Annotated in this window: 9 protein-coding genes; 4 read left to right on the forward strand and 5 right to left on the reverse strand. The window is 39.0% G+C overall.

Translation table 11 applies throughout. The annotated features are described in order from the left end of the window. The first annotated feature begins 366 nt into the window (after positions 1–366). Positions 367–783, forward strand: a complete 417-nt coding sequence (locus tag ABIB30_RS23010; RefSeq protein ID WP_354305399.1) for a GNAT family N-acetyltransferase — start codon at positions 367–369, stop codon at positions 781–783. Positions 784–1,103: 320 nt separating this feature from the next. Here the strand turns inward: ABIB30_RS23010 and ABIB30_RS23015 are convergent, their stop codons facing one another. The 4 genes from ABIB30_RS23015 to ABIB30_RS23030 are packed head-to-tail and all read right to left on the reverse strand — an operon-like array spanning position 1,104 to position 7,522. Beyond that, entirely contained in the window at positions 1,104–1,955 is an 852-nt protein-coding gene (locus ABIB30_RS23015; RefSeq protein ID WP_354305400.1) for an N-acetylglucosamine kinase, read from the reverse strand. Positions 1,956–1,972: 17 nt separating this feature from the next. Continuing rightward, a complete protein-coding gene (locus ABIB30_RS23020; RefSeq protein WP_354305401.1) occupies positions 1,973–3,286 on the reverse strand; it encodes a TolC family protein in 1,314 nt (437 codons plus the stop codon). A gap of 19 nt (positions 3,287–3,305) precedes the next feature. After that, the gene (locus ABIB30_RS23025; protein WP_354305402.1) at positions 3,306–6,419 is read right to left on the reverse strand and encodes an efflux RND transporter permease subunit; all 3,114 of its coding nucleotides are present in this window, start codon (positions 6,417–6,419) and stop codon (positions 3,306–3,308) included. Positions 6,420–6,433: 14 nt separating this feature from the next. Then, a complete protein-coding gene (locus tag ABIB30_RS23030) occupies positions 6,434–7,522 on the reverse strand; it encodes an efflux RND transporter periplasmic adaptor subunit (protein WP_354305403.1) in 1,089 nt (362 codons plus the stop codon). A gap of 106 nt (positions 7,523–7,628) precedes the next feature. On the opposite strand from ABIB30_RS23030, the gene ABIB30_RS23035 reads away from it, so the two are divergent. Next, a complete protein-coding gene (locus ABIB30_RS23035) occupies positions 7,629–9,455 on the forward strand; it encodes a M61 family metallopeptidase (RefSeq protein WP_354305404.1) in 1,827 nt (608 codons plus the stop codon). A gap of 85 nt (positions 9,456–9,540) precedes the next feature. Here ABIB30_RS23035 and ABIB30_RS23040 read toward each other — a convergent pair whose 3' ends face one another. Then, positions 9,541–10,020, reverse strand: a complete 480-nt coding sequence (locus tag ABIB30_RS23040; RefSeq protein ID WP_354305405.1) for a hypothetical protein — start codon at positions 10,018–10,020, stop codon at positions 9,541–9,543. Between the two features lie 193 nt (positions 10,021–10,213). Between ABIB30_RS23040 and ABIB30_RS23045 the strand changes: the two genes are divergently transcribed. Continuing rightward, positions 10,214–10,405 carry a hypothetical protein gene (locus tag ABIB30_RS23045; protein ID WP_354305406.1) on the forward strand — a complete coding sequence of 64 codons (192 nt, stop codon included), beginning with the start codon at positions 10,214–10,216 and terminating at the stop codon, positions 10,403–10,405. A gap of 142 nt (positions 10,406–10,547) precedes the next feature. Then, the gene (locus ABIB30_RS23050; protein ID WP_354305407.1) at positions 10,548–12,332 is read left to right on the forward strand and encodes an AMP-dependent synthetase/ligase; all 1,785 of its coding nucleotides are present in this window, start codon (positions 10,548–10,550) and stop codon (positions 12,330–12,332) included. Positions 12,333–12,494: the final 162 nt, after the last annotated feature.

Consider the following 12,494-nt stretch of genomic DNA (forward strand, 5'->3'; position numbering starts at 1 on the left):
AGAGCGAAGGAGCTCAAAATGAGAATAATTTGAGGAGCTGAAATGATTTTTAGATTTATAGTCATCCTATGTTCGGACGACATTAGAAATGAATGCCCTCACATCAGGATATTCATTTTTTTTAGACTCTCCAACTGACGTTCATGTGCTGGCTGGTGTGTTAGAGCGAAGGAGTTCAAAATGAGAATAATTTGAGGAGCTGAAATGATTTTTAGATTTATAGTCAGAAGTTAAATTTAATTAAACTTTCTAATAGCTGATAAAGTTGTTTGTTAATATTTGATAAAGCTTTTTAATACTTGATAAAGTTTTTATTGACAAAAGCTGTTTATTAAAAAAAAGTTTGATCATAAAAGAAAATTATAAATGGGTGTAATCGTCAAAGAAATAGAGGCAGCTGATACCTGGGATTTACGATACAGGGTGATGTGGCCTGAGAAATCTATTGAATATGTGAAATTAGACGAAGACAAAAATGGGGTTCATTTTGGTCTTTTTAACGATGAACAGTTGGTCTCAGTTGTCTCACTTTTTATTACAGGCAAGGAAGCTCAGTTCAGAAAATTTGCAACAGATTCCATAGCTCAGGGAAATGGTTATGGGACAAAACTATTACAACATGTTTTTCTGGTTGCTCAGCAAAATAGCGTGGAAACAATATGGTGTAACGCCCGTGCTGATAAGGCCTCATTTTATAAAAGATTTGGTCTGGTTGAAACTGATCAGAAATTCAATAAAGGCGGGATTGATTATGTGATGATGCGAAAAAATGTAAACCTCTAAACAATATTTTTGATTATTAATCTTGAATGTAGTCCATTAGTCCACTGGATTATAACTGCTATATTGGTATTCTTTATAAGTATGATAAATACATCCTAAAGGTCCTTCTGATAACTATTCTCCACCTTGCTGCGCAAGAACAGTATCTCTTATTATTCTGCCATCTAACATATCCTGTTATCTTCCATATTAACACATCTGCCAGCAACATGAACGTCAGTTGGAAAGTCTAAAAAAAAATGAATATCCTAATGTGAGGACATTCATTTCTAATGTCGTCCGAACATAGGATGTTTATTTTTTTTATAGCTGGAAAAACCCTAGAGAATCCCCTCTTTTTTCAGAATATAATTATAAATCCCCTCAATCGGCTTCTGCATAATCCTTCCCAACTTCAGCCCATTCAACTCGCAAACCTGTTTCAGCGTATCCTGATAATAATAAGCAACAGACCCTACGAAATGACAATCCAGCGTTTTATAATCTTTGAAATTCTTAATATTCACATCAATAAACTCCTGGAAACCATCAATCAATAACTGATTGATAAAAGGATGCTCTCTGTTTGGGTACATAAACTTACTGAAGCCCGCTAAATAGGTATTAGGAAAGGGCTTTTGGTAAACATTAGTGATAATAGTTTCCTTATCCGTATTAAACTCCGCAGCAAACAGGCTTCGCAAATCCTCAGGCATCTGCTTATACAAATAAGAAGTAACAATCTTTTTTCCGAAAGTAGTACCAGAGCCTTCATCGCCCAGGATATAACCTAAACCATAATTGCTGTCATAAGTAGAGACACCATCAAAATAAGACACATTTGAACCGGTACCCAGAATACAAATCAAACCCTTCTGATCACCGCAAGTTGCATAAGCACAACCAATCAAATCATTCTCAACACTGATAAAAGCCTTGGGGAAATACAATGATAAACCATTAGAAATAACCTCATGTTTGTCAGGAGTAGAACAACCTGAACCGTAAAAATAAATCTCCCGGACATCAGCCGCAAATTCCTCTGTAACTTTCAATTTCGTGAATATCTTGAAGATATCCTGTGCATTTAAAAAATAAGGATTGATGCCCTGTGTGCTAAAACTGATGGTTTTACCATCTTTATACCCCAGCCAGTCTGTCTTTGAAGAACCGCTATCTGCTACTAATATCATAAACGAAAGTAATCAACTTATTGAACATTTAAAGTACCGCTAATCTCTTTTAAATTAATTTCTGTTAGTTTAGCCTGATATTGCGCATCCAGGAAACGGATAATCGCATTTATAGAATTCCGCTGTGCCTCCCGCAATTCCAGTGGACTAATACTACCCAAACGATACTTTTCAAAAGTGATATCAAGATTCTGTTTAGCCAAATCGACATTTCCGGTTTCCACCTTTAACAAATCAAGATTAGTGATGTAATTCTGGTAAGTGGCATTCAGCAAAGCACTCACATCCTGCTTCGTCTTGTCCAGGCTCAGCTCCGTAGAGTTCAGCTGTACCTTAGCATTACGTTCATTCTGCCGCTGCAAAAAGCCATTGAAAATATTAAGACTTGCTGTCAAACCATAAGTAAGCCCATTGGCCCTGAACTTCTGATTAAATCCTGTTGGACTTGTACTTCTTGAGAATTCATAACCACTATTGACGGCTACCGTAGGGTAGCGTTGTCCCTTGACCTGTTTCAAGCTCAATGCAGCAATCTTTTTGTTGATTAAAGCATTTTGCAAAGTTGGATTCAAGCGCTCCATGGATAACTCCAGATCGGCCAGCTTCAGATCATTCTCAATATTCAGTCTTTCATTTACGGCGAATACAATATTCAGATCCCTGGCCATCAACTGATTCAATGTAATCCTGGAAGTATTCAGGATGTTTTTTTGTTGCAGATACAAAGTAGTATCCGTATTGTAGTCGACCTTTGCACTCAAAACATCCAGCCTGGAACCACGTCCGATTTTTAGTTTATTATCTGCTATCGTTACCCTTAACCGGGAAATTTTCAACGCACTGTCCGTTGCTAATACCAATTGCTGCTGTCTGACTAAAGCATAATAAGCAGCAACTACATCAGAAACAGTATTCAATATCGTCAATTTACCATTCACTTCACCTTGCTTCTGTAACTCCTTTAACCTGTCATAGTTAGCGAACATCTGAAAACCGTCAAAAATCGTCCAGTCCAGTGCTGCACCATAACTCAGGTTCGTACTGCGTACGCCACTTGATTTTTTCTCAGGGCCGGTTGCCGGAGTCTGAACCGTATTTTGTCTGCTTCCTCCATTACTGAAAGTTCCCGCAAGTCCGGGAAGCATGCCAGCATTTCCTGCATTCAGATTATTCCTGGCAATCTGTATTTCATTATTGACCAACCTGATATCATAATTGTTCTTCAATGCCGTACTGATTGCGTTTTCCAAGCTGAGGGTGTCTTGAGCTACTACAGTTTTTGTGCAGCAGAATAGCAGGAAAACTAAACTATATAAGAGATACTTATTCATTTGTCTATACTCTAATTATTTAAGCTGAAGGATTATTTTCTTCAGCCAATGCTGCTTTTAAGGACTCTTGTAAATCAGTATTTATTTTATGCTCCTTAGACCAGTAAGAATAAATCGAAGGAATTACAAATAAAGTAAGAACCAGTGAGAAAGTAGTACCACCTACAATCACAACCCCCATACCCATACGGCTTTTTGCCGCCGCACCCAATGCCATAGCAATAGGTAAAGCGCCAATGGCGATGGCCAGACTGGTCATTAAAATTGGTCTTAAACGTGAAACAGAAGCCTCTCTGATCGCATCATGTACACTTTTGCCATTCTCTTTCAGCTGGTTCGCAAACTCTACGATCAGAATACCATTTTTCGTTACCAGACCAATGAGCATAATCGTACCAATCTGACTGAATATATTCCAGCTCTGACCAAATAGCCATAACGAAAGAAACGCTCCCGCAACTGCCATAGGTACAGTCATAATGATGATGACAGGATCTTTGAAACTCTCAAACTGAGCAGATAAAATCAGGTAAACCAATAATAAAGCCAGCCCGAAAGCAAACATGGTGTTTGAAGAACTCTCCTGGAAATCGCGCGACTCACCGCTCAGATCGGTGGAGAACGTCTCATCTAAAACCTTATCTCTGATTCTGTCCATGGCCGCAATACCATCTCCGATACTCTTTCCGGGAGCCAGGCCAGCAGAAACTGTTGCTGCCGTGAAACGGTTATTCCTGTAGAGCTGTGGTGGGCTGCTTTCTTCTTTTGCACTCACCAGGTTATCTACCTGGATCAGCTCCCCTTTATCATTCCGCACATACACTGAGCTTAAATCCAGGGGATCTTTCCGGTTGCCACGGTCAAATTGCCCGATTACCTGATATTGCTTCCCATTCATAAAGAAATAAGAAAAACGCTGACCACTTAAGCCTAGTTGTAAAGTTTGTGCAATCGCAGAAACCGATACGCCAAGGTTTCTTGCCTTATCCCGGTCTATCGTCAGATTGATCTCCGGCTTATTGAATTTCAGGTTGACATCAGAAACCGTGAAAGTCGGGTCCTTGCTTACTTCATCCATAAACAGCGGTACTTTTTCCCTCAGCTTATCAAAATTCTGAGCCTGTATAATATAACTGATCGGTAAACCACCACGACGGCCCACTGATATAGTAGGTTGCTGAGTAACCAGTACTTTTCCTTCTGTATACTTTCTTGTAATCCTTGTCAGCTGTGCTGCGATCTCTTCCTGAGAACGGCCACGCAGTTCAGGATCAACCAGGCCCATTCTGACAAAGCCGCTATTCACAGCGCCGCTTCCTCCGAAACTCGGAGATGTAATGGTAATATTCACATTCTTTTCCGGAATAGAATCCTCTACCATTTTGGCTATTTTCATGATGAACTGATCCGTATACTCGTAAGATGCACCCTCAGGCGTAGTAATACTCATATTGATCGCACTTCTATCATCATAAGGAGCTGTTTCTTTCGGTAAAATCTTCCAGAATAACACAATCAGACCCACACAGGCTACAATGATTGGAATGGCCAGCCATCTTTTATCCAGGAATTTATTCAGGTTTTTAGCGTAATTGTCATTCAGCATGACAAAGTAAGGCTCCGACCATTCATAGAACCTGGATTTCTTATGCCCCGTTTTTTTCATCAGGTAAGCATTCAGCATCGGAGTTAAAGTCAGGGAAACAAAGGCGGAAATTAATACCGCTGCACCAATTACAATCCCGAATTCACGGAACAGCCGGCCTACAAAGCCCTGCAAAAATACAACCGGTAAAAATACCGCTGCCAGCGTGATGGAAATGGAAATAACTGCAAAGAATATTTCATTAGAACCTTTAATCGCGGCTTCAAAGGGAGAATATCCTTCTTCCACCTTCTTGAAAATGTTTTCGGTGACCACAATCCCGTCATCCACCACCAGTCCGGTGGCCAGTACAATAGCCAATAAACTCAAGACATTGATTGAGAAACCAAAAATGTACATGATAAAGAAAGTGAATACCAGTGAAACCGGAATGTCAATCAGCGGTCTGATTGCAATTGCCCAATCTCTGAAAAACAAATAGATAATTAAAATAACCAATACCAGCGAAAGGATAATTGTTTCCGCTACCTCAGTCACCGAATTCTTGATGAACCTGGTATTATCCAGAGAAACATTCAGTTTAATATCTTTAGGAATATCATTTTTTAATCTTGCAAACCGCTTTTCGAATTCTGTTGAAATATCAAGATAGTTTGCCCCTGGTTGTGGAATCAAAGCTACAGCAACCATCGGTTTACCAGATTCCCTTAAAATCGTTTCCTCATTTTCGGGGCCCATTTCGGCAAAACCAACATCCTTCAATTGAATCACATTGTTGCCGTCATTCTTAATGATCAGGTTATTGAACTCTTTCTCATTCGTTAATTTACCTAATGTTTTAACTGTTAACTCCGTATTCGCACCCGTGATTTTACCAGATGGAAGTTCCACGTTTTCATTGTCAAGTGCAGTAACGATATCCTGAGAAGTTAAACCATAGGCAGCCAGTTTATTCGGGTCAATGCGAATTCTCATCGCATACTTTTTCTGTCCCTGTATCTGCACACTACTTACACCCGGAATAGTCTGTATCCTTTCAGCAATTACATTCTCTGCATAATCACTCAATTCCAGCTGATTTCTTTTATCACTCTGGATGGTCATGGTAATAATGGCATCTGAATTTGCATCAGCCTTGCTTACTACAGGATTTCCATCAATATCTTTTGGTAGATTCCGGGTAGCCTGCGATACCTTATCACGTACATCATTCGCAGCCTCTTCAATATTTTTACCCAGGTTAAACTCTATCGTAATGGTACTGCTTCCCTGATTACTGGAAGAAGACATGTTTCTGATCCCGTCAATACCATTGATAGATTTTTCCAGTGGTTCAGTAATTTGTGATTCAATAATGTCCGAATTTGCACCTGGATAAGAAGTCCTTACAGAAACTACAGTCGGGTCAATATTCGGGAATTCCCTTACACCCAGAAAATTGTAGCCGATAACCCCGAACAGCAGGATCATCAGGTTCATTACAATTGCCAGAACGGGTCTTTTTATACTCGTGGTGGATATACTCATTTCGGTAGGGTTGGTTATTTTACAACTGATACTTTGACAAGGGCATCATCTTTCAATGAAAGAGCACCTGTTGTTAAAACGGTGTCACCGATTTTTAGTCCGGAGTTAATCACTATATTTTCATCGGTACGTGTACCTGATTGTACTTCTACTTGTTTTGCTTTACCGTTTTTGCTGATGAATACAGTTTTGCCCCTTAACACAGGGATAATTGCCTGGTTAGGAATTAATATCGCATTGTCAACTTTGTCCAGTGTAAGTGATACTTTAGCAAAAGAGCCAGGACGTAGTTCATTGTTTGCATTTGCTGCCAGTGCTTTCACTTGTAAGGTCCTGGTTTGTGCATTGATGCCAGGCTCAAGAGCGAATACTTTTCCCTCATAAATCTGTGCCGAACCATCTGTGCGAAAAGTAATTGTGGAGTTTACTTTGATCTGTGCCATGTATTTTTCTGGTACAGAGAAATTTATTTTTACCGGGTTTGTGCTCAGCAGATTGGCAATGATTTTAGTTGGCGTAATGTATTCACCCGCAGAAATAGAACGAAGACCTATTTTACCGCTAAATGGTGCCACAATTGATGTTTTTGCCAGTTGTGCTCTGATCAGCTGTCCCTGAGCTTTTAAAGATTTCAGATCAGCTAATGCAGTGTCATACTCTTCCTGACTGATGGCTCCTTTTTGCAGCAGTTGTTTAGCCCTGTTTTCATTGGCTGATGATAAATTTTGTTTGGTCAGTGCTTCCTGCAATTGTGCCTGAATATCACGGTCATTAATTTTTACCAGCAATGTACCTTTGTTTACATTACTTCCTTCTTTGAAAAAGATACCAGTAACTAATCCTGAAACTTCACTTTGCAGGGCAACGGATTCATTGGCTTCAATAGTTCCGGTGATGTCCAGTTTATTAGCAAAGGACGTAGCCCGAACCACAATACCATTAACGGTCATTTGCTGTGGTTTCCCCCCTTTAGAAGAGCTGGAGCTTTTTGCACCTGTACCCATTCCCGAGTTTTCAAGTTTTTTGTTGATAGATATCCTGTGATAAATAAGATAAACGATCCCAAGGAAAATAAGGGAGTAAATGACGTATTTCAGTTTCATAATTGGTTCTTGGAGCGACTAATTGTACAAAAATATTTAAATATGCGCGCTGACACTACTTGTATTAAGTATGTTACAGCTAATTTCCGATTTAAACTGATAACAAATGCTATATGTTCTAAATTTGCGTCAAAAGAATTATTATATGCTGTTGAAACGAATAGGGATAGGATTATTGATATTAATTGCGCCAGCTCTGGTAGCTAAAGCACAAATTAAAGTTAATTACGAGGTAAGTTTTAAAGAACCACAAGCACATTATGTGCATGTAAATATGCAGGTAAGTGGCTTAACCAAAGAATATGTAGATGTTAAGATGCCTGTTTGGGCACCGGGGTCTTACCTGATCAGGGAGTTTTCAAGGAATGTAGAAGGCTTTACAGCTACTTCAGGTAAAACAGTGCTTAAAACTGAAAAATTAAAGAAAAACACCTGGAGAGTTTATACCAGCAAATCCAGCACCATAGCGATCAATTACAATGTTTACGCTTTTGAAGTATCTGTGCGTACCCCATTTATTGACGCAACACATGCATTTATATCGCCAACAGCGATCTTTATGTATCCAGATAACCAGCTTGCTTTACCGAGCACAGTTAAAATTATTCCATTTGAAGGATGGAGTAAGGTTTCTACAGGTTTAGAACCTGTAAAAGGACAGAAGTTCACATATCTGGCTAAGAACTATGATATTTTATTTGATAGCCCTATAGAAGTTGGTAACCAGGAAGTTTTCGAATTTACCGCTGCAGGGGTGAAACATGAAGTGGCGATGTATGGTGGTGGAAATTATAATGTAGAGCGTTTAAAAGTTGATATGGCTAAGGTTGTAGAACAAGCAACTGCGATTTACGGAGAAAATCCAAATAAGCACTATACGTTTATTGTGCATAATTTTCAAAGAGGCGGTGGTGGCTTAGAACACTTAAATTCCACGGTATTAGGTGCTTCTAGAAATGGTTATGGTACTGAAAAAGGCTATAAAGGCTTTCTAGGCCTGGTTGCCCATGAATATCATCATCTATGGAATGTGAAAAGATTGCGTCCGGTTGCTTTAGGGCCATTTGACTATGAAAACGAAAATTATACTACTGATTTATGGATTGCTGAAGGGTTTACGGCATATTATGAAAATAAATTGATGTTGCGTGCTGGTTTAACTACGCCCGAAGAATTTGTTGCCACACTGACCAGTTCCATGTCTGATGTGATCAATACGCCAGGTGGTTATGAGCAGTCGGCTGCGATGTCAAGTTTTGATGCCTGGATAAAATATTACCGTCCGAATGAGAATTCAAATAACAGTGGTATTTCTTATTACAGTAAAGGTGAAATTGCAGGCATGCTGATGGATCTTGAAATTGCACATGCGACTCAAGGAAAATCCAGTCTGGATGACGTAATGAAAGCCATGTATGAACAGTGCAAAACTAAAGGGAGAGGTTATACTGATGCTGAATTCAAAGCTAAGGCAGAGCAGATCAGCGGAATCAGTTTGACAGATTTTTGGGCTAAGTATGTAAACGGTACAGATACAGTAGATTATAAAAAGTATTTAGGTTATGCAGGTATCAGCGTGAAAGATGCTGGTGAAAAAGCTGCTTATCTGGGTGTTGCATCCAGACCAGCAGAGGGACATGTTCTGATTACTGCAATATCACGTAACTCTGCAGCATGGGTGGATGGATTGAATGTTGGCGATGAAGTGATCAGTATTGATGACGTTACTGCTGCACCATCGATTTCCAGTATGGCAGTATTGCGTACTAAAAAGGTTGGTGATGTAATCCGTGTCAGGATCATCAGAGATGGGATTGATCAGGAAATTAAAGTCACTTTAAAAGCGAGTCCGAATGTGGATTTGGTTTCTTCGATGGATGCGCAAAGTACAGCATCAGAGAAAGCAGTTTTTAAAAGGTGGACCGGGATTTAGTAGAAAATCCTATGTTATATAAAACAAAGAAGGCGTATGGAATTTATCCATACGCCTTCTTTGTTTTATGCTTTTAGTTTTTTTCTTAGAAAGTGAAACGCAAAGACAGTCCAACACCTGATGCATCAAAATCAGTATCAGGAGCTAATTGAATAGCTGGTTTCCAATCTAACGAAAGGTTGATCGGCGCATCAGCAAATTTGTAATCCAAACCTAAAACACCATCTACAGAAAGATATAGATCGCTGGAGTTGTATGGTTTGTATTTTACAGAACCCAGACTAGCACCACCACCATAGTACCAGTTCAGGCCACGCGCACCGCTGATTGGTTGGTAAACTTCATATAATGCAGTTGCACGGAAATAGTTGTAGTTATTGTTAGATCTGAAATTGGCAATGATATCTAACATTTTGTTCTCTCCAAGAGAAGTTTTAAACGTTACGCCATTTGCTGCTCCAAAACGACCACCAATGGCGTTTTTATAGCTCTGGGCTTTAGAAGATGATTGGATCGCAAACGTAGCGATTACAGTAAGGCAAAGTATTGTAAATACTTTTTTCATATGATTAGTTAAAGTTTAAATGTGAAAATGAGCTTAGCAATTATTATGCCGGGTATGTCATCGGATTGAAATTTAAATCCGGAAACGGGGGCGTAAATAGTTTGTAAAGGGGATAGAACTGGTCGTGTTAAGTAGAAGTTGAGTTCGCTATGAGCCCATGTTGAGTCCACCTTTTCCGGGAAATACGTGGTCAATGTGGTATCATACAGGACCAGACTATAACAGTCTATATGCAGTAGCTTATTCAGGACAAATGCAAAAGCAGATGAAGGGTACTAAAAGGAAGAAGGGGGAGCTGATTTCTGGTCTGTATTTTGCAGGTTTTAGCGCTGAAATAACCGTGAAATATGACGATTATCTGCGTTTGAGAAGATTACGCCAATAAAACATACCAAAATTAAAATTGGTTTTATTACAATAATTAATTTGTTAGATTTGGGAATAACAAAGTAATCCGGAACTAATTTCGTTCTTGAACCTTACCAGGTTCATCTATATAAAATATTTAAACTGATAAAATCAATATTATGCCTGTAACTGTAACAAGAGTATTTGATTTACTTAAATACAACTTAGAGAAATTCCCAAAAGACGAGTTTATTAGTGGAAAGAGTAATGGGGTATGGAAAAAATATAGCACTCAGCAATTTTCAACTACTGCAGATAACCTGAGTAAAGGCTTGCTGCAGTTGGGAATGGTTAAAGGAGATCGGATAGCTGTGATGTCCCACAACAGGCCAGAATGGAATATTGCAGATTTTGCTGTAAACCAGTTTGGCGGGTACCATGTGCCTTTGTATCCAACACTGGCTGAGCATGATATTAAATTTATTCTGGAAAATGCAGGTGTAAGTGTATTCTTTGTTGAGGATGAAACGTTATTCAAAAAGGTGAAGCCTATTGGTGAAGCTGTCAATCCGGACCTGAAGATTTACACTTTTGACGAAGTTCCAGGTGCAAATCACTGGAGTTTATTAATAGACGCTGGTGCAAAGAGTGAAGGAATTGAACTGGAAACTTACCGTGCAGCTGTGACTACTGATGATGTGCTGACTTTGATTTATACTTCTGGTACTACAGGAACGCCAAAAGGTGTTATGCTAACTCACAATAACCTGGTCCAGAATTTTATAAATTCTGCAGTGGTTGTTCCGCAAGGTTTAGAAAACGCACTCAGCTTTTTACCGTTATCCCATATTTTTGAGCGGATGATTGTCTATCTCTATCTTTATATGGGGGTAGCTGTATATTATGCAGAGAGTATGGATACCATTGTCGCAGATATTCAATCCGTTAAACCAAATGCTTTTTCTACCGTTCCAAGATTACTGGAAAAGGTTTATGATAAAATCATGGAAAAAGGAAAAGCGCTTACCGGAATTAAAAGAGGTATTTTCTTTTGGTCGGTTGCACTTGCTGAACAGTATGATATGAACAGTGGCTGGTTTTACAACTTTAAACTCGGAATTGCCAGGAAACTGGTCTTTAAGAAATGGCAGGAAGCTTTGGGTGGAAATATCGTAGTGATCGTTTCTGGTGGTGCTGCATTGAATCCGCGCCTGGCACGGATTTTCTGGGCAGCAGGAATGCCTGTTTTCGAAGGTTATGGATTAACAGAAACTTCACCGGTTATTACAGTGAACCATTTCGATAATGCCATGTTCGGTACTGTTGGGCCTGTGATCGATGGGGTAGAGGTTAAGATCGCTGCCGATGGAGAAGTGCTGACCAGAGGTCACAACGTAATGAAAGGCTATTACAAGCGGGAAGATCTGACCACTGAATCTATTGATAAAGATGGTTGGTTTCATACTGAAGATATTGGAGAACTGGTCAATGGAAAGTTTTTGAAAATTACTGACCGTAAAAAAGAAATCTTTAAAACTGCTGGTGGTAAATACGTTGCACCACAAATGCTGGAGAATAAATATAAAGAATCTGTATTGATTGACCATATTATGGTACTGGGTGAAAACCGTAAGTTTCCGTCTGCGTTGATTGTACCAAACTTTGAAGCGTTAAAATCATGGTGTACTAAAAAAGGGATTACCTATACTACTGATGAAGAAATGGTTCAGAATGCCCAGGTACTTGAAAAATACAATCAGGAAATCGCTAATGGATCTAAAGATTTTGGTAAATGGGAGCAGGTTAAGCGTTTTGTGCTGCTTACTAAAGCATGGAGCATTGAAGGGGGCGAATTTACCCCTAAGTTAAGTCTGAAAAGAAAAATTATCTTAGAAAAAAATAAAGAATTAATAGAGAAAATGTATAAAGACGCAGAGGACTATAAATCTGAAAAACATGAATAGAATGTGTTTTAATAGTAATAAATAATATTCTTGACTGAAAATTATTTGTCAGATTTCTTTATATTCCATACCTTGGCGCCGTTATATAAGTTTCTGTTCATTTAAAATGGCAGATTTTGCTTCATTAAACATACAGTTTATGAAGAAAAACCTGCCCCTAGA

It is taken from the genome of Pedobacter sp. UYP1 (assembly GCF_040547305.1).
In the GTDB taxonomy this organism is placed as follows: domain Bacteria; phylum Bacteroidota; class Bacteroidia; order Sphingobacteriales; family Sphingobacteriaceae; genus Pedobacter.